At 68.7% G+C, this 17,270-nt stretch carries 15 protein-coding genes; 8 read left to right on the forward strand and 7 right to left on the reverse strand.

The features are described 5' to 3' along the window. Window positions 1-198 precede the first annotated feature (198 nt). From VQ067_RS18925 to VQ067_RS18935, 3 genes are all read left to right on the forward strand, one after another. A complete protein-coding gene (locus VQ067_RS18925; RefSeq protein WP_023097846.1) occupies window positions 199-2,622 on the forward strand; it encodes a DUF3772 domain-containing protein in 2,424 nt (807 codons plus the stop codon). A gap of 66 nt (window positions 2,623-2,688) precedes the next feature. After that, window positions 2,689-3,630, forward strand: a complete 942-nt coding sequence (locus VQ067_RS18930) for a class I SAM-dependent methyltransferase (protein ID WP_023875573.1) — start codon at window positions 2,689-2,691, stop codon at window positions 3,628-3,630. Window positions 3,631-3,665: 35 nt separating this feature from the next. Then, on the forward strand, window positions 3,666-4,424 hold the full coding sequence (locus tag VQ067_RS18935) for a nucleotidyltransferase domain-containing protein (RefSeq protein WP_023875574.1): 759 nt from the start codon (window positions 3,666-3,668) through the stop codon (window positions 4,422-4,424). Between the two features lie 19 nt (window positions 4,425-4,443). Here VQ067_RS18935 and VQ067_RS18940 read toward each other — a convergent pair whose 3' ends face one another. After that, a complete protein-coding gene (locus tag VQ067_RS18940; protein WP_023092044.1) occupies window positions 4,444-6,399 on the reverse strand; it encodes a UvrD-helicase domain-containing protein in 1,956 nt (651 codons plus the stop codon). Between the two features lie 170 nt (window positions 6,400-6,569). Here VQ067_RS18940 and VQ067_RS18945 point away from each other — a divergent pair, with 170 nt between their 5' ends. Further along, window positions 6,570-6,797, forward strand: coding sequence for a hypothetical protein (locus VQ067_RS18945; protein WP_003082927.1), 228 nt, complete (start codon window positions 6,570-6,572; stop codon window positions 6,795-6,797). Between the two features lie 131 nt (window positions 6,798-6,928). Here the strand turns inward: VQ067_RS18945 and VQ067_RS18950 are convergent, their stop codons facing one another. Next, window positions 6,929-7,561: a TetR family transcriptional regulator gene (locus VQ067_RS18950; protein ID WP_003109573.1), complete on the reverse strand. Its 633-nt coding sequence runs from the start codon at window positions 7,559-7,561 to the stop codon at window positions 6,929-6,931. A 92-nt stretch (window positions 7,562-7,653) separates the two neighbouring features. Between VQ067_RS18950 and VQ067_RS18955 the strand changes: the two genes are divergently transcribed. Further along, window positions 7,654-8,319, forward strand: coding sequence for an O-methyltransferase (locus VQ067_RS18955; RefSeq protein WP_023875576.1), 666 nt, complete (start codon window positions 7,654-7,656; stop codon window positions 8,317-8,319). Between the two features lie 77 nt (window positions 8,320-8,396). Beyond that, window positions 8,397-8,804 (forward strand): ester cyclase, encoded by a 408-nt coding sequence (locus VQ067_RS18960; protein WP_003145185.1) that lies wholly within the window; start codon window positions 8,397-8,399, stop codon window positions 8,802-8,804. A gap of 27 nt (window positions 8,805-8,831) precedes the next feature. On the opposite strand, the gene VQ067_RS18965 is transcribed toward VQ067_RS18960, so the two are convergent. Continuing rightward, the gene (locus VQ067_RS18965) at window positions 8,832-12,119 is read right to left on the reverse strand and encodes an acetyl-CoA carboxylase family protein (protein WP_033991677.1); all 3,288 of its coding nucleotides are present in this window, start codon (window positions 12,117-12,119) and stop codon (window positions 8,832-8,834) included. Window positions 12,120-12,323: 204 nt separating this feature from the next. Here VQ067_RS18965 and VQ067_RS18970 point away from each other — a divergent pair, with 204 nt between their 5' ends. Continuing rightward, window positions 12,324-13,244 carry a LysR family transcriptional regulator gene (locus VQ067_RS18970; RefSeq protein WP_003086983.1) on the forward strand — a complete coding sequence of 307 codons (921 nt, stop codon included), beginning with the start codon at window positions 12,324-12,326 and terminating at the stop codon, window positions 13,242-13,244. Between the two features lie 15 nt (window positions 13,245-13,259). On the opposite strand, the gene VQ067_RS18975 is transcribed toward VQ067_RS18970, so the two are convergent. Next, window positions 13,260-13,601, reverse strand: coding sequence for a hypothetical protein (locus VQ067_RS18975; protein ID WP_003086981.1), 342 nt, complete (start codon window positions 13,599-13,601; stop codon window positions 13,260-13,262). 80 nt (window positions 13,602-13,681) lie between these two features. After that, a complete protein-coding gene (locus VQ067_RS18980; protein ID WP_003086978.1) occupies window positions 13,682-14,314 on the reverse strand; it encodes a response regulator in 633 nt (210 codons plus the stop codon). Between the two features lie 145 nt (window positions 14,315-14,459). Here VQ067_RS18980 and VQ067_RS18985 point away from each other — a divergent pair, with 145 nt between their 5' ends. Further along, window positions 14,460-16,082 carry a two-component system sensor histidine kinase gene (locus tag VQ067_RS18985; RefSeq protein WP_016253649.1) on the forward strand — a complete coding sequence of 541 codons (1,623 nt, stop codon included), beginning with the start codon at window positions 14,460-14,462 and terminating at the stop codon, window positions 16,080-16,082. A 26-nt stretch (window positions 16,083-16,108) separates the two neighbouring features. Here VQ067_RS18985 and VQ067_RS18990 read toward each other — a convergent pair whose 3' ends face one another. Together VQ067_RS18990 and VQ067_RS18995 are read right to left on the reverse strand one after the other, a co-directional pair. Then, entirely contained in the window at window positions 16,109-16,525 is a 417-nt protein-coding gene (locus VQ067_RS18990) for a hypothetical protein (RefSeq protein ID WP_003086969.1), read from the reverse strand. A 15-nt stretch (window positions 16,526-16,540) separates the two neighbouring features. Further along, window positions 16,541-16,795 carry a hypothetical protein gene (locus tag VQ067_RS18995; protein WP_003133288.1) on the reverse strand — a complete coding sequence of 85 codons (255 nt, stop codon included), beginning with the start codon at window positions 16,793-16,795 and terminating at the stop codon, window positions 16,541-16,543. Between the last annotated feature and the right edge of the window lie 475 nt (window positions 16,796-17,270).

Consider the following 17,270-nt stretch of genomic DNA (forward strand, 5'->3'; position numbering starts at 1 on the left):
GCAGGTTTCTTGTTCTTGGTGGAGGGATTCTGCCCAGCGCGCGGTCGCGGCAAAACGGCGGCGGCGGCCAAAAAGGGATCGATATGGCCAGAATCCATGTCCCTTTAGCGCCGCCTGGCGATTATCGACGCGGGGAATTACTCGGCGCCCGCACCGGTCCATACTGCTTGAGCCAGTCAGGATCGAAAGGGGGATTCGATGAGGCGCGCCAGCCTGCATATGTTGCTCTGCCAGTTCGCCATGGCCCTGGGCCTGCTCCTGAGCCTGGGCAGCGAGGCCTGGGCCGCCAGGCCGGCTCCGCAGGCGGCCGTCGACCTGGAAGCGCCGGCCGCCCTGGCCGAGGACGCCAGCCTCGACCAGCTCAACGCGCAACTCGACCTGATCCGCCAGCGCGTCACCGCCGACGCCAGCGACGACCTCCTCGCCGAGTTGCGCCAGAGCGCGCTGCAAGTCCAGCGCCAGGCCGACGCCCTGCTCGCGCTGCGGGTGGCCGACATCGAGCGGCTCGACGATCAGTTGAAAGTGATCGGCCCGCCGCAGCCCGACGAGGCGGAAAGCCTCGCCGCCCAGCGCCAGGCCCTGACTCGGCAGAAGAACGCCCTGCTCGACGACGAACGCCAGGCCACCCAGCTCGGCCAGTCGTCCCGCGACCTGGCAGCACAGATCGTCAACCTGCGCCGCAGCCTGTTCAACTCGCAGATCAGCAGCCGCGCGGCGACACCGTTCAGCCCGAGCTTCTGGTCGACCCTGATCCGTCCCACCGACGACGACCTGCGCCGGCTGGACAAGCTGAAGGCGGAGGCCCTGGTCGCCTTCGACAGCGCCATCGCGCCCGGACACCGCTGGGCCTTCGCCGGAACCCTGCTGGCCACCGTGCTGATCTGGAGCTTCGGCCGCCGCCTGCTGGAACGCATGCTTACCTGGGCGATGATCCGCTGGCTGCCGGAAGGCCGCCTGCGGCGCAGCGCCCTGGCCCTGGCGGTCGGGCTGGCGACCATCCTGACCATCGTCGGCGCGGTGTCGCTGATGCGCTGGGGCCTGGAAAGCAACGCCAGCCTGAGCCCCGACATGGCCAGCCTGACCGATCAACTGGTGAGCCTGGCGACCTTCTGCGCCTTCATCGCCGGCCTCGGCCGCGCCCTGCTGATGCTGCCGCGACCATCCTGGCGGCTGCCGGCGATCCCGGACAGGATCGCCAGCGCCCTCGGCCCGTTCCCGGCGATCCTCGCAGTGGCGCTGATGCTGGTGGCCACCGAGGAACGGATCAACAGCGTCACCGGCACCAGCCTGGCCCTGACCGTCGCCCTCAACGGCCTGACCGCGCTGGTCACCGCGCTGATCTTCGCCGCCGCCCTGCTGCGCTACCACCATGTGCGGCGCAAGCACGACCTGGAGCGGCCAGGCGGGATCGCCGGGCTGATCCCCTTCGTCGCCTCGGTATGGATCGCGGCGATCCTCCTCGCCCTGTTCACCGGCTACCTGTCGCTGGCCTACTTCCTCACCGGCAAGCTGCTGTGGATCAGCGTGATCGCGGCCACCACCTACCTGCTGATCGCTTTCTTCGGCGACATATGCGAAACCCTGCTCTCGCCCAAGCACCCCAGCGGCCTGGCGCTGGCCAATGCGCTCGGCCTGTCGCCGCGCCACCAGGCCCAGGCCAGCACGGTGCTGGCCGGGGTCGGCCGCACCCTGCTGCTGCTCACCGCGCTGCTGCTGGCCTTCCTTCCGGTCGGCTCAAGCCCCAGCGAACTGCTGCAGGGCTTCGCCCAACTGGGCGAAAGCAGCAAGACCCTGGGCAACCTGAACATCGTCCCGCAGGACATCCTGGTCGCCCTGCTGCTGTTCGTCGGCGGCCTGTTCGCCCTGCGCATCGTCAAGCGCTGGCTGAGCGAGCGGTTGCTGCCGGAAACCAACATGGACGCCGGCATGCGCGCCTCGCTGGTGACCCTGGTCGGCTACCTCGGCTTCGTGCTCCTGGCGATGCTGGTGATGTCCACCCTGCGCATCAACCTGACCAGCCTGACCTGGGTGGTCAGCGCCCTCTCGGTAGGCATCGGCTTCGGCCTGCAGGCCATCGTGCAGAACTTCATTTCCGGCCTGATCCTGCTGACCGAGCGGCCGGTGAAAGTCGGCGACTGGGTCAGCCTGGGCGGGGTCGAGGGCGATATCCGGCGGATCAACGTGCGCGCCACCGAGATCCAGATGGGCGACCGCTCCACGGTGATCGTGCCGAACTCGCAGTTCATCTCCCAGACCGTGCGCAACGTGACCATGGGCAATGCCCTCGGGGTGGTCGGGGTGAACCTGACCCTGCCGCTGGACACCGACGCGATGAAGGTCCGCGAACTGCTCTTGCAGGCCTTCGCCGAACACCCGGCGATCCTCGACGCGCCGGCGCCCTCGGTGACGTTCAAGGATCTCGCCAGCAACGGCCTGGTGCTCAACGCCAGCGGCTTCGTCAACAGCCCGCGTTCGGTGGCCGGCGCGCGCAGCGACCTGCTCTTCACCATCCTCGACCGCTTGCGCAGCGAAGGCATCGCGCTGTCCTCGCCACAGAGCCTGCTGATGATCCAGGATGGCGGCCCGGCCAGCGCCGCGCCTGCGCCCGCGACGCCCGATTGAAGCGAAGGGGCGGACTGTCCGTCACGCAACGGGTAGAATCCGCCCCTTTTTCAACGCCGAACCGCCATGAATCGCGAAGCCCTCGATACCCTCCTCCAGCACCTGCTCGCCGCGCTGTCCCCGGCGCCGGCGGAGACCCGCCGTCTGTTCCATGGTCGCGGCCGCTGCTGGCCGGGCCTGGAACAATTGACCGCGGACTGGCTGCAGGGCGTCCTGCTGGTGACTCTGTTCAAGGAGCCGCAGCCGGAGGAACTGGAGGCCTTGCGTCGGACCCTGGGGCAACTGACCACGGCGCCGGCCTGGGCTGCGAGCCAGGGCCGGCACCTGGTCCTGCAGCACCGCTACCGCCCAGACAGCGCCTGCGAATGGCTGTCGGGCGAGCCGCTGGAAACCTGGGACATCGTGGAAAACGGACTGCGCTTCCGCCTCGACCTGGGACGCAACCAGAACACCGGGCTATTCCTCGACATGCGCCTGGGCCGCCGCTGGGTGCAGGAGCAGGCCGCCGGCCGCCGCGTGCTCAACCTGTTCGCCTACACCTGCGGCTTCTCGGTGGCGGCCATTGCCGGCGGCGCCAGCCAGGTGGTCAACCTGGACATGGCCCGCGGCCCGCTCAACCGCGGCCGCGACAATCACCGCCTGAACGGCCACGACCTCGGCCGGGTGAGCTTCCTCGGCCACGAACTGTTCAAGTCCTGGGGCAAGCTGCGCAAGCTCGGCCCGTACGACCTGGTGATCGTCGATCCGCCGAGCTTCCAGAAGGGCAGCTTCGTCCTGACCCAGGACTACCGCAGGATCCTCCGCCGCCTGCCGGAACTGCTGGTGCCCGGCGGCACCCTGCTGGCCTGTATCAACGACCCGGCCATCGGCCCCGACTTCCTCCTCGAGGAAACCGCCCGCGGGGCGCCGTCGCTGCACTTCGTCGAACGCCTGGAGAATCCGCCGGAGTTCCCCGATGTCGACCCCGCGGCGGGCCTCAAGGCGCTGCTGTTCCGCAACGCAGGCTGATCGACGCGCGGGCGGCGTGTCGCTAGGCTGTCGGCATGGACATGCCCGATGGCTTCATTCCCCTGCCGCCACGCGTCGAACCGCAGGCGGCCTTTCGCCCCCTGCTCGACGACCTGCGCCGAACCCTGGCCCGGCCTCCGTTCGAGCAGGCCGTGCACAGCGTCTACCTGTACGGCAGCGTCGCCCGCGGCGAGGCCATCACGGGGCGCTCCGACCTCGACCTGACCCTGGTCCTGCGCGACCCGCCCAGCCCCGAACTGGCCGCGCAACTGGAAACCGCGCGCCTGGCATTGCAGGCGCGCCACCCGGAAGTCAGCAAGATCGATTTCGATATCGGCCACCTGGGCCAGGCCCGCGATCCGGCCAACCGCGATAGCTGGGGCTATTGGCTCAAGCACCGCTGCCGCTGCCTGTGGGGCGAAGACCTGGCCAGCGCCCTGCCGCCCTTGCGTCCGGCGAAAGCCATCGCCCTGGCCCTCAACGGCGACTATGCGCAGGTGCTGGAAGACTATGCGCGACGCCTGGAAAGCGCGTCCTCGGAGGAGGAGCGCCGCCGCCTGCAACGAGAAGCGGCGAAGAAGCTGATCCGCTCCAGCGACATCCTTCGCGGGGAGACGGAAAGCGTCTGGCCGGAGACCCTGGAGCATTACCTGGCGCTGTTTCGCGCGCGGCACCCCGGACAGGCGCCGGCCCTGGAATATTTCAAGGCCGTGCTGGACGGCCAGGTCACCGACCCGGCGGTGTTCATCGAGCGCCTGCGCGCATTCAGCGCCTGGATGCAGCGCCAGGCGTAGCCCGCCGAGACGGTCGTCCTCAGCGTCGGGCCAACAGGGCCGTGGCGCCCTGCGCCTTGCGCGTGTACCAGAGCACCCGGCTGACGCCACGGGTGATCGCCACGTAGGCCAGGCGCAGGCTTTCGTCCTCCATGGCCTGGTCGTAACTGTTGCGGAAGAAGCCCGATGCCGCGTACAGCGCGTTGCGCAACGGATGCTTCTCGCCCGGCAGGCAGTCGTCGACGACGATCGCCACTTCGGCCTGGAGGCCCTTGGCGCGATGGATGGTCATGCCCTTCACCGGCAGCGCGCGATCCAACTCCGCCTGGATCGCCTGCAACGGCTCGTTGCGCCGGCTCAACAACAGCACCGCGGTGCGCTCGCTGCTCTCGCGAGCGGCGGCGTGCTCGCACTGGGCGCGGATTTCCGCCAGTAGCTTCGGCAGTTGCGCACGCAGGTCGAAACGCTGCACCAGCTTCACGCCATGGTCGCCCGGCTGGATCGGGCGGAACGCGCGGCAGGTCTTGTCCTGCTTGAAACGCACCCCGGCCAGCACCTTCTCGCCGTCGCGAATGATCGGTTCGACGGAGCGGTAGTTGGTTTCCAGCACCAGCAGCGCGCTCTTGCGTCCCCGCCCACGCGAAGGGAAATGCCGGTCGAAGTCGATGAACAGCTCCGGCGAACTGCCGCGCCAGCCGTAGATCGACTGCCAGTCGTCGCCGATGGCCATCAGGCTCGGCGCGGTGCCCTGGGTCGCCAGGCGACGGTGCAACGCCTGTAGCCAGAGGACGATCTGCGGCGAGACATCCTGGAACTCGTCGATCAGCAGATGGGTGAACGGCGCCAATGCCGTTTCCGCCAGAGCCCCGCCGGCCATCCGCTCGCCGAGCTGCTGGAACGCGGCGTCGAAGGTCATCAGGCCCTCCTCGCGCAACAGTGCCTGGAACCTCGCCCAGAACAGTGCCATGGCTTCGACGAAGATCTTCTCGCGCAACCCGCATTCCAGCTTGCCGCTGTCCAGGCGTTCGACGCGCAGGCCCAGGCTCTCGGCGAACCCGGCCTGGGCATGGAAGGCTTCGTACAGCGGCAGCGCCTGGAACTCGCCGGCCAGCTTGAACGGCTCCAGCGGCGCCTTCGGCTGCCGCCGCGCGCCCTCTTCCGGCTCCGCCGGCGGCGGCAGTTCCAGCAGCTTGTGGGTCTTGGCGCGGAACGCCGGGCTTGCCGCGTAGCACTGCTGGTAGGCCTGCTTCAGCAGGCGCTGCTGGGCCGGACGCAGGCGTCCGGCGGCAAGGGGGTTGTCCGGCTCGGCGGCGGGGTCGCGGTCGTCCAGTTGTTCGAACCAGCGCGGATTGCCGAGCACCTCGCGGGCCAGGCTGCCGAGCGCCGAATGGAAAGTGCGCACGCACTGCCGCGCCTGGGCCGCGTCGAACGGGTATTGCCAATGGGCGAGCACGCGCAGCAATTGTTCGCGCAACTGCGCGCAGGAGGCGTTGGTGAAGGAAATCACCGTCAGCCGCTGCGGCTCGACGCCCAGGTGGCAGAGCATGAACACCACCCGCAGGACCAGGGTGGTCGACTTGCCCGAGCCGGCACCGGCAAAGATCCGCGCCAGCGGCTGGCGGCAGAGGATCATCGCCCACTGTTCCTCGGACGGCGGGCTGACCACGCCGAGCGTCGCGGCCTGCGCCACCTGCTCGCGCATGGCGCGCTCCTGGGATTCGTCGACCTTCAGTGCGGCAGCCGGATAGATTCCCTGCGGCGCGCGCCGCGAGGCGGCAGCGGGCTTGCGCGGAGTCCCCCGAACGGCGCCCTTCGCAGGCTTGCCGGCGGCCTTGCCCGGGACCTTCGCGGCGTTCTTCCGGGAGCGGGCCTTGGCCGGCTGCAACAAGGCTTCGCGGGCCTCGCGCTCGGCCTGCAGGTAGGCGGTGGTACGCGGGAAACAACGCGCCAGGGCGCTGGAAAGCATCGACTTGTAGCGCCGTACGGCAGACAGCATCGGGGACCGGTCCAGACAAAGCATGTGGCTGAATCATAAGTGTTTTCCGCCCTCGGCCGACAGTCGGACGCGGACCGCCCATCGCGCCAGGGCAACCCTTGCGCGACCGCGCCGGTCTACCCTTCGGGCCGTGCCGGCCTGCCAACTCAGCGAAAACAAGGAGCCTACCCATGAGCGATTGGGCAATCACCTACAGCAAGGACGAAGCCACCGAGCGTCAAGTCCTGCCGTTCCCCCACAAGCCGAGCCCCGAAGAGGTCGCCGAGCACCTGCTGGAATGGGCCGAGGCCAACCTCAAGCCGGGCCACTACAGCACCGGCAAGCTGGAAAGCGACGAGCCGGCGGAACTGCTGCTGCGCCGCTTCGGCATCGTCGTCACCGGCATCGCCGAAGCCTGATCCCTCCCGCGACCGGCAGGCGCCGGTCGCTTCCGCCGATACACGCCTGCTCCGCCAAGCCTACGCACGCGCCAGCCGCGTACCTGGGGCCGCTGGACCAAGCGACGGTTTTGCTCCGGCCACACGGCACCTCAGCGCTCGCCAAGGGCGGCGAGATAGGCGCAGAGCATATCGGCCAGGGCCTCGGCGTAACGCTCGATCTCCGCCTCGCTGCGTGGCTGTTCGGAGAACTGCTTGCCGACCGCGCCGAGGGTGGTGGTGAGCAATTCGCCGGCCAGGCCGCGCTCGGCCTCGGCGACCTCCGGCAAGGCCTCCCGGAGAAACGCCTGGAACACCCGCGCGCCCTCCGCCTTCACCTCCCGCGCCTCGTCGGCGTCGCGATACAGCGGCGCCGCGTCGCTCAGCGCCACGCGTATCGCCGCCTCTTCGCACTCCGAGCGCACGAATGCCAGCACCAGCCGGCGCAAGCGCTCCAGCGGCGGCCGGGCGGTGTCCTCGAGGATCTCGCCGAGCAGACGCGTGGTGCGCCGCCACTCGTCGCTTTGCAGGCGGAAGAGGATCGCCGCCTTGTTCGGGAAATACTGGTACAGCGAACCGATGCTCACCCCGGCGCGCTCCGCCACCCGCGCGGTGGTGAAACGTTGCGCGCCTTCGCTGGCCAGAACCTGAACAGCCGCCTCCAGGATGCTCGCCACCAACTCGCTGGAACGGGCCTGCTGCGGCTGCTTGCGCGAGGAAATACGCGGGTTTCGCTTGTCGCTCATGGAAGGCTCCGGAATGCGAATGGCGGAATGCGATGAATCCGTCGCATTCTAGGTCCACGCACTTACGCGCTCAAACATTCCCGGAGCCATCCATGAATACCCTCACCAACGCCCCGCTCGCCGATCTCCTGCAACGCCTGTTCGCCGAAGCCGAAGCCAGCGCACCGGGCGACAGTCCCGCCCTCGCCGACCTCTCGGAGGCCGAGCTGAAGCGCCTCATGGGCAGCAAGACCGAATACCGCGAGTTCTACGGCCGTCTGAAGGATCTGGCGCTGCCCGTCTCCCGCGAAACCGGCAGCCTGCTCTACATGCTGGCGCGCAGCAGCTCGGCGCGCAGCATCGTCGAGTTCGGCACGTCCTTCGGTCTGTCCACCCTGCACCTCGCCGCAGCGCTGCGGGACAACGGCGGTGGCCGCCTGATCGGCAGCGAGTTCGAACCCTCCAAGGCCGAGCGGGCACGGCACAACCTGGCCGCCGGGGGGCTGCTCGACCTGGTGGAACTGCGCGAGGGCGATGCCCTGCAAACCCTCGCCAAGGACCTGCCGGATAGCATCGACCTGGTCCTGCTGGACGGCGCCAAGGCGCTCTACCCGGAGGTCCTCGCCCTGCTGGAAAGCCGCCTGCGCCCCGGCGCGCTGGTGATCGCCGACAACGCCGAGCATAGTCCCGAGTACCTGGCCCATGTCCGCTCGCCGGCCAACGGCTACCTGTCGACGCCCTTCGCCGAGGATGTCGAGCTGTCCATGCGCCTGGGCTGAAGCCTAGCGACTGACGGCGTCTCGCGGGTTTGCTAGGGTCTGGCTCATGCCGCCCGGACAGCTCGAAGGAGACCCGCATGACCCGTGACCGACTCGCCGAGCGCTACCGCGCCTACATCGACTGCCTGAACCGCCAGGACTGGGCGCGCCTGGGCGACTTCGTCCATGACCGGGTGCGCTACAACGACGTGCAGATCGGACTCGACGGCTACCTGCGGATGCTCGAAGGCGACTTCCTGGCAATCCCCGACCTGCGCTTCGAGATCGAACGCCTGCTCGTCGATCCGCCGGGCGTCGCCTGCCGCCTGCACTTCGACTGCACACCCGGCGGCCGGCTGTTCGGCATCCCGGTCAACGGCCAGCGGGTACGCTTCGCCGAGAACGTCTTCTACGAATTCGAAGACGAGCGCATCGCCGGCGTCTGGTCGGTGATCGACAAGGCGGCGGTCGCCGCGCAGGTTCAGGCGACGCCGCCGTCGTCCTGAGGCGCCAGGGCACTGCGGGCCGACCATCTACCAGGTATCCACGAACGGCCGCTTGCGCCCCGTCCTCGGCGCCGGTTCTCCGGCGACGGCCAGGCCGCGCAGGAGCCAGGCGCGGGTCTCCGCCGGGTCGATCACCGCGTCGATCTCCAGGTAGCTGGCCATGTTCAGCGCCTTGCCATTGCGGTAGGCCTTGTCCACCATGCCGCGGAACAGCGCCTCGCGCCGCTGGGGGTCTTTCTCGGCCGCCAGCTCCTTGGCGAAGCCCAGCCGCACCGCGCCTTCCAGGCCCATGGCGCCGAACTCGCCGCTGGGCCAGGCGACGGTGAACAGCGGCGAATGGAAGCTGCCCGCCGCCATGGCCTGGGCTCCCAGTCCGTAGCCCTTGCGCAGGACCACGGTGAAGAACGGCACCGTCAGGCTGGCGGCGCTGACGAACATCCGCGAGACGTGGCGCACCGTGGCCTGTTTTTCCGCCTCCGGGCCAACCATGAAGCCAGGGGTGTCGCAGAGCGAGACGATCGGGATGTCGAAGGCGTCGCACAACTGCATGAAGCGCGCGGCCTTGTCGCCGGCCGCGGCATCGATGGCGCCGCCGAGATGGCCAGGGTTGTTGGCGATCAGGCCGAACGCCCGGCCCTCGATGCGCAGCAGCGCGGTGACCAGGCCGGGAGCGAACTGGCGCCGTAGTTCCAGCACGCTGCCCCGGTCGGCCAGGACCTCGATCGCCTGGCGGATGTCATAGGCACGCAGGCGGTTCTCCGGCACCAGGTGGCGCAACTCGCGCTGGTCGGCGCAACTCCAGTCGGCCAGCGGGCCCTGGAAATAGCCGAGGTAGCGCCTGGCCACCGCGACCGCTTCGGCCTCGTCCGCCACCAGTACGTCGATCACTCCGTTGGGCCCCTGCACGCCCGTCGGACCGACCTCCTCGGCGGCGAAACGGCCCAGGCCGCCGCCCTCGATCATCGCCGGGCCGGCCATGCCGATGGTGGCGTCGCGGGTGGCGATGATCACATCGCAGCAGCCCAGCAACGCGGCATTGCCGGCGAAGCAGCGACCGGAGACCACTCCCACCAGCGGCACCAACCCGGAGAGCCGGGCCATGCCGACGAAGGTATGGCAATCGAGGCCGGCGACGCCGACGAAATCGGTATCGCCCGGGCGCCCGCCGCCGCCCTCGGCGAACAGCACCAGCGGCAAGCGCCACTGTTCGGCCAGGCCGAGCAGGCGGTCGGTCTTCTTGTGGTTCATCACCCCCTGGGTGCCGGCGAACACCGTGTAGTCGTAGGCCAGCACCAGGCAACGCGCGGCCTGCGCGCCGAAGCTGGCGGCCCCCACCGTACCGGTGCCGGCGACCAGGCCATCGGCGGGGCTCAGCTCCAGCAACTCCTCGGCGGAGCGCCGGCGACGCTGGGCGGCCAGGGCGAAACCGCCATATTCGCTGAAGCTGCCCTCGTCCAGCAGGTCGAGCACGTTCTCCCGCGCGGTACGCTGTCCGGTCTTGCGCCGCCTGGCCAGCGCCTGCGGACGACGCTCGTCGCCCAGCGCTGCCTGGCGCTCGAGTACCTCGGCGAGATCGGCGCGGATATGCGCCAGGTCCAGCGCCTGTTCGGTCGGTGCCTGCTCGTCGTCATCCTCCGTCGGTTCAAGGAACAGCAGCGTCGCGCCCTCCTCCAGAGGCTCCCCGAGGCTCGCCGCGAGCCGCCGGACGATCCCCCCGCCGGGTGCCTTGACCTCGAATTCCATCTTCATCGCTTCCAGGATCGCGACCCGCTGGCCGGCACGCACCCGTTCGCCCTCGGCCACTTCCAGGGCCACCAGCACCCCGCTGCTCGGCGCAGGCAGCGGCAGGCTGCCGAGTGGCGCCTCGACCCGCGCAGGCGCGGCGTCCTCGGCGAGCGGGCACTCGGCGCGGAGCCGCGGATGGCTCGCCGGGATAGGCGCCAGCAGTGTCTCCAGGTGGCTTTCGACGAAGCGGGTGTCGACCCGGTTGGCCTGTACCGCCGGATGCAGCAGAAGGTTGCGCAGCAGGTCCAGGTTGCTCGTCACCCCCTCCAGGCGAAACTCGCAGAGCGCCCGGTAGGCCCGGCGCAACGCGGCGGGATAATCCACACCGCGCACGACCAGCTTGGCCAGCAGCGAATCGTAGCTGGGGCTGACCCGATAGCCGGCATAGCCGTAGCCGTCCACCCGCAGGCCGGGACCGCTGGGCGGTTCGTAGGCGCCGATAGTGCCCACCGCCGGACGGGCGCTGCCGTCGGCCGCCAGGGTCTCCAGGTTGATCCGCAGTTGCACCGCGCAGCCGCCGATCGCCGGCGGTCGCTCCAGGCCGAGGGCGGCAAGCTCCATACCGGCGGCGAGACGCAACTGGGCGTGCAGCAGGTCGACCCCGGTGACTTCCTCGGTGACGGTATGCTCCACCTGGATGCGCGGATTGGCTTCCATGAAATAGAAGCGCCCGGGGCGCTCCTCGTCGACCAGGAACTCGAAGGTACCGATCCCCCGATAGCGCACCGCGCCGGCCATGCGCAGGGCGCAATCGATCAGCGCCTCGCGGGTGGCCTCCGGCAGGTCCGGGCTGGGGGCGATCTCCAGCAGTTTCTGCTGGCGCCGTTGCAGGCTGCAATCGCGCTCCCAGAGGTGGCTGACCGCACCGCTGCCGTCGCCGAGCACCTGTACCTCGATGTGCCGGGCCCGCGCCACCCGTTGCTCGACGTATAACTCGTCCCGGCCGAACGCCGCCTGCGCCTCGGCACGGCAGCGGCGGTAGGCATCGGCCAGTTGCGCGACCTCCTCCACTGCACGCATGCCACGTCCGCCGCCGCCGGCAAGAGCCTTGAGCATCACCGCGGCGCCATCGCCCAGCCCTTCCAGGAACGCTTCGGCCTCTTCGACGCTGACCGCGCGGTTGATCCCGGCCACCAGCGGCACCTCCAGGCGCTCGGCCAGGGCACGCGCGGCAGCCTTGTCGCCGAACAGGTCGAGCACTTCCGCTTGCGGCCCGACGAAGTGGATGCCCGCGCGCTGGCAGCGCCGGGCGAATTCGCCGTTCTCGGCGAGGAAACCGTAGCCCGGATGGATCGCCTCGCAGCCCTGCTCCAGGGCCAGCGCGACCAGCCGATCCATGTCGAGATAGGCCGCCACGCCACGGCCGGCCAGCGGCAGCGCGACATCGGCCTTGCGCACGTGCAGGGAAGCGGCATCGTCCTCGGCGAACACCGCCACCGAGCGGATACCCAGGTCGGCGCAGGCGCGAGCGATGCGAATGGCGATCTCGCCGCGGTTGGCGATCAGCAAGGCGTTGAAGGGAGCGGTCACGGCAGGTTCTCCGGGGAGCGGGTCAGGCGGCCGGCGAAAGGAGCTGGCCCGGCGGCGCGTTGGTCATCATCGCAGGCATCTTAGGCAGCCGAAGGAAGCGGCAGAACTGAGGCTTATTCATCGCCATCCATGAAGCCTATGCATGGTTCTATCGGCGAGCATGCCTGCTAGGCTGGCGCCTTCCCCAGACAGGCGCGCGCAAACATGAATCAGCCACATGAATGGTCGCCCCTCAGCCGTTTCGATCTGAACCTGTTCCGGGTCTTCGAAGTGGTCTATCGAGAACGCAACCTGACCCGCGCGGCGGGCCTCCTGCATCTCAGCCAGTCGGCCGTCAGCCACGCCCTGGCGCGCCTGCGTGACCAGCTCGGCGACCCGCTGTTCGTCCGCCAGGGGCGCGGGGTTGCGCCGACGCCGCTGGCCGAGCGACTGGCGCCGGGCATCCATGACGCCCTCGCCGGCCTGCACCGCAGCATGAATCGCTGCCAGACATTCGACCCTCGGCGCGACGCGCGGACCTTCCAGTTGAACATGCCGGAGCAACTGGAGCCGCTGGTGCTCCCGGCGATCCTCGACCACCTGCGCCAGGCCGCGCCGCACATCGAGATACGCTGCAACAGCCTGCACTGGGCGGACCTGAAGGCGGAACTGGGCGCCGGACGCATCGACCTCGCCATCGAGATCGCCCGGCCCACCGACGCCGCCCTGCGCCGCCAGCACCTGCTCGACGATAGCCTGTGCGTGATGGCCGGGCCGGGCTTCGCCGGCGAACTGAGTGCGGAGGAGTACCTGGCGGCGGACCATGTCGCGGTGACCTCGCGGCGACGCGGCATCTGCATCGAAGACCTGGCCCTCGGCCACCTCGGCCTGACCCGCCAGGTGCGCCAGCGCTGCCAGCACTATCTGTCGGCGGCGTTGCTGGTGGCCCAGGGCGGCTACCTGCTGACCCTGACCCGAGGCTACGCCGAACTGATCAACCGCGGCCTGGGCAACCGCCTGCTACCGATGCCGCTGGCCCTGCCAGCGGTGACTCTGAATCTCTACTGGTCGCGCCAGGCCGACGACGAAGCCGGCAGCCTCTGGCTGCGCGGCGAACTGGCGGAGCTGGCGACGCGCCTGCGCTGAGCGCGGGCGCTGCGACTAGGGCTTCGCCGCCTTGGCGCGGGCCTTCTGCAGCCACTGCCCGGCCTTCGCCGAACACTCCGTGACATAGGTCGTATCGATCGCGCAGCGCTCCCCGGTGGCCTTGAGCAGGTAGGCGGCATCGGCTACCTCGTAGTCGGTGTGCCGGCGCGGCGTACCCTTCGCCTGGGATTCGCGTTCGTCCTCGCGGATGTCGCAGTACAGCGCATTGCTGCGGGCGAACAGTTCAAGGCACTCGGCATCCTTGCCCAGCAACGGGTTGGCGCTGTCCTCGGCGGACTTGGAGCAGCCGCCGAGCAGCAGGCAGGCGCAGGCGATCGTGGCAAGCGGGCTACGCATGTGTCCGTTTCCTTGGCCATGGAGAGTGCGCCATTAAAACAGCCCCGGCGCCTCGGCGCACCCGCGGCGTGCCCATGGTGCTACTCCGCATCCCCCTGCCCCAGCAGCGCCCGATACTTCACCGCCGCCGCGGTCCGCGACGGCACGTCCAGCGCCCGCAGCAGCGACGACACATGGATGCGCACCGTGTAGTGGGAGATGTCCAGGGCGCGGCCGATCTCCTTGTTGCTCTTGCCCTGGGCCAGCAGGCGCAGGACATCCAGTTGGCGCTCGGTGAGCCCCTCCAGGCGCGGGCTGGGCTGCAGCGGCAGGAGGCCGGAGGGTTCGTAGCGCACCAGCACTTCCCCGGCGCGGATGGCCAGAATCGCCTGGCCGAGCTCCTCGGGCGCGATGCTCTTGCCGAGGAAGCCGTCGGCCCCTGCGTTCATCACTTCGCCGATGAGTTGCGGGTCGTCGACCATCGAGACGACGATCAGGGTGGTGCGCGGGAACCGGCGGCGCAGGTCGGCGAGCATCTCGATGCGGGTCAGGCCGGGGAAACGCAGGTCGAGGATCAGCGAATCGGGCTGCTCGCCTTCACCAGCCAGGCGCAGGACCCCGGCGAGATCGCCGGCCTCCTCGATCCTGGCCTCGGGCAGCAGGCGCTGGAGGATACTCAGCATGCCCTCGCGAAACAGCGGATGATCATCGGCGACGATGATGCGGCCAGTCATTCTTGTAGTCTCCAGGAGTCGCAGTTTCCGCCGCGCATGCTACCTTAGCCCGCTACCGCCGCGCCCACCCTTCGTCCGTCTTCGTGACGAAGGGGGCGAAACAGAGGAAAAGGCGCGCGGCGCTCCCATGCACACGGAGGTGCACATGAAGTTCGAGAAGAATACCGAGCTGGACCAGGCCAACCTGCGACTGATCGTGGCCACCTGCGCGATTCTCTACGTGGTGCTGATCGGCCTGCTGCCCGGCCTGAAGGTCGAGACCTACCTGCCGATCGTTGCCTACTACGGCCTGTTCCTGATCGCCTCCATACTGCTGCGCCAGGCCATCGTGCGCTGGCCGGGGCACTACCCGGCGCGGCGGATCTTCTGCATGCTGCACGACTACGCCGGCACCTCGTTCGGCCTGATCGTGGGCGGCGAGGCGGCGCTGCCGCTGTACGCGGTGATGGTCTGGATCAACCTGGGCAACGGCATGCGCTACGGCTCGCGCTACCTGGCCATCGCCACCGCCCTGGCGCTGCTCGCGCTACTGGTCATCTATCGCCTGACCCCGGCCTGGCAGGCTCAGCCGTTCATGGTGCTGATGCTGATGACCACCAGCACCGTCATTCCCTTCTACGCGCACCTCCTGCTGGAGCGCACGCGCAAGGCCACCGAGGAAGCGTTGCAGGCGAACCAGGAGAAATCGCGCCTGCTGGCCCAGGCCAGCCACGACCTGCGCCAGCCGATCCACTCCATCGGCCTGTTCACCGCCTGCCTGCGCGACGCCCGCCTGGGCGACGAGGAACGGCGCCTGGTGGACAACATCGACCGCTCGCTGCTCAACGTCTCGCAACTGTTCCGCTCCATCCTCGATCTCTACACCCTCGACAACGGCCGGCTCCAGCCCAAGCAGGAGAACGTCCACCTGGGCGAGTTGCTGCGCGACCTGGTCCGGCGCAACGCCGAGGCGGCGCGCTGGGCCGGGGTGGAGTTGCGCCTGCGCCCTTGCCGCCTGTGGACGCGAACCGATCCGGGGCTGCTGTCGACCATGCTGCAGAACCTGCTCTCCAATAGCCTCAAGTACGCCGCCGAGCGCCCGCTGCTGATCGGCGTGCGGCGGCGAGGCGACGGCCTGGCCGTAGCCATCTACGACCAGGGCCGGGGGATCGCGGAGGAACACCTGCCGCGGGTGTTCGAGGAGTTCTACCGGGTACGCGAGACCCGCGACCGCGACGTCGAGGGAATCGGCCTGGGGCTGTCCATCGTCCGTCGCCTGGGGCAGTTGACCGGGATCGAGGTGACGCTGCGCTCGCGGGTCGGACGCGGCACCGCGGTGACCCTGCACGGCCTGCCGGCGGTCGCCGCGCAAGCCCTGCCCCGCCGCGACGATCCCCTGCAGGCCGGCCTGCTCACCGGTTTGCGGGTGTGCCTGGTGGAAGATGATCGCAACGTCCTGCGCGCCACCTCGGCGTTGCTCGAACGCTGGGGCTGCACGGTCCAGGCGGAAACCGAGGCGGACGGCTGGCGAACCGATTGCGACATCCTGGTCGTCGACTACGACCTCGGCCCCCACGCCTCCGGCGTCGAGTGCATCGAGCGGGTACGGCGGCAACGCGGAGAGGCGATACCGGCGCTGGTGATCAGCGGCCACGACATCGAGCGTATCCAGGCCAGCGTCGAAGACACCGACATCGCCCTGCTCTCCAAGCCCGTGCGCCCCACGGAATTGCGCGCCACCCTGCGCGCCCTGCGCGAGCGCCCGGAGACCGCCAGCCACGCTTCCTGAGGCAAGGCAGGTCGAGGAGCGCAGGCCTACGGCGGGCCGTACTTCATGCCGGCGCAGCCGTGGGACAGCAGCAACTCGCCGTCGTCGGCCTCGAACTGGGTGATCCGCTTGCTCTTGTCGACGGTGACGGAAATGATGCAGCGATTGGGGTGGTTGACGGTATCCCAGTAGTTGGTGTTCACCATCACGTTGCCCTGCATCTCCGAGCTGGAGCCCACCACTTCATAGCGGGAATAGCTGGTGTCGGTGTACCACTGCATCACCACCTGCGAGCCGTCGGCGGTGCGCTCCATGTTCTGCGGCGTACCGAAGAAGGCTATCGCTTCCTCGGCGGAACGGCCCTTCCACTGGCTGCGGGCATAGACCTCGGGCAGCGTGTCCATCTGGATGCAGCCGCCCAGGGAAAGCGACGCCAGTAACGGCGCGATGAATATCCGGCGCATGGGTTGACTCCGTGTCTAAGGGTTCTTCGGCGGGTTGCCAGGCAGCAGGTCGAAGGCTCGCAGGCCCGGCGCGGCGTCCTGCCCGGACGCTTGCGCGCGGTTCGCCTGCTCGGCCACGGCCATTCCGCGCGGTGCGGCGGCAGGTTTTCTCGACGCCGCAAGCGAACGCCCACCGGCGAAGAACAATTCGCGCGCCGGCTCGTCGCCGCTGCCGAAGCGCCACCAATCGCTGGCCTCCGGGCCGGTGGCGAGTGCGGATTGCCGAGTCATGGTTCCTTCCAAATCGCGTGCGTCCTGCACAACCGGTTTCCGCGAAACGCGGGGATCAAGGGCGGGACTATAGCGTCGCGGCGAAGAAGGTCGAATAGCACAGAGGTACTATTTTCTCGGCTCGTCCGATCGGGAAGTCACCTGCGGTGAGTTCCGGTCGAAGCTGCGCTATTCCATCGACCAACTCTGCGCCCCGGAAAACGCTGGATGCGTTCCCCTGTTTTCTCGGTCTCCAACAGCACCCTCGCGACCGAACACTGCACGGCCATGGCTGGAAGACAAATGAAACCAGCCACTTGCTTAAATACCTAAGGGAAAGAACATCCTACTGAAAATAAAGAAATTTCTTATACGCACTTATTTGGCGCAACGTTAACTTAACTAACTGCACAAACACGCCCTGACCGCGCATTAGAAGAAGTACCGGCCTCCAACGGAATCCAACTCCAACTTCGGGAGGTCCCCCTTCCCATGC

Source organism: Pseudomonas sp. KBN12P06040 (assembly GCF_037574965.1).
GTDB classification, from domain to species: domain Bacteria; phylum Pseudomonadota; class Gammaproteobacteria; order Pseudomonadales; family Pseudomonadaceae; genus Pseudomonas; species Pseudomonas aeruginosa.

Coding starts and splice junctions, on each gene's coding strand:
- VQ067_RS18980 (WP_003086978.1), bottom strand. CDS start 14,314: ATGACTGGCCGCATCATCGTCGCCGATGATCATCCGCTGTTTCGCGAG.
- VQ067_RS18925 (WP_023097846.1), top strand. CDS start 199: ATGAGGCGCGCCAGCCTGCATATGTTGCTCTGCCAGTTCGCCATGGCC.
- VQ067_RS18995 (WP_003133288.1), bottom strand. CDS start 16,795: ATGACTCGGCAATCCGCACTCGCCACCGGCCCGGAGGCCAGCGATTGG.
- VQ067_RS18930 (WP_023875573.1), top strand. CDS start 2,689: ATGAATCGCGAAGCCCTCGATACCCTCCTCCAGCACCTGCTCGCCGCG.
- VQ067_RS18970 (WP_003086983.1), top strand. CDS start 12,324: ATGAATCAGCCACATGAATGGTCGCCCCTCAGCCGTTTCGATCTGAAC.
- VQ067_RS18960 (WP_003145185.1), top strand. CDS start 8,397: ATGACCCGTGACCGACTCGCCGAGCGCTACCGCGCCTACATCGACTGC.
- VQ067_RS18945 (WP_003082927.1), top strand. CDS start 6,570: ATGAGCGATTGGGCAATCACCTACAGCAAGGACGAAGCCACCGAGCGT.
- VQ067_RS18935 (WP_023875574.1), top strand. CDS start 3,666: ATGGACATGCCCGATGGCTTCATTCCCCTGCCGCCACGCGTCGAACCG.
- VQ067_RS18990 (WP_003086969.1), bottom strand. CDS start 16,525: ATGCGCCGGATATTCATCGCGCCGTTACTGGCGTCGCTTTCCCTGGGC.
- VQ067_RS18950 (WP_003109573.1), bottom strand. CDS start 7,561: ATGAGCGACAAGCGAAACCCGCGTATTTCCTCGCGCAAGCAGCCGCAG.
- VQ067_RS18940 (WP_023092044.1), bottom strand. CDS start 6,399: ATGCTGTCTGCCGTACGGCGCTACAAGTCGATGCTTTCCAGCGCCCTG.
- VQ067_RS18985 (WP_016253649.1), top strand. CDS start 14,460: ATGAAGTTCGAGAAGAATACCGAGCTGGACCAGGCCAACCTGCGACTG.
- VQ067_RS18975 (WP_003086981.1), bottom strand. CDS start 13,601: ATGCGTAGCCCGCTTGCCACGATCGCCTGCGCCTGCCTGCTGCTCGGC.
- VQ067_RS18955 (WP_023875576.1), top strand. CDS start 7,654: ATGAATACCCTCACCAACGCCCCGCTCGCCGATCTCCTGCAACGCCTG.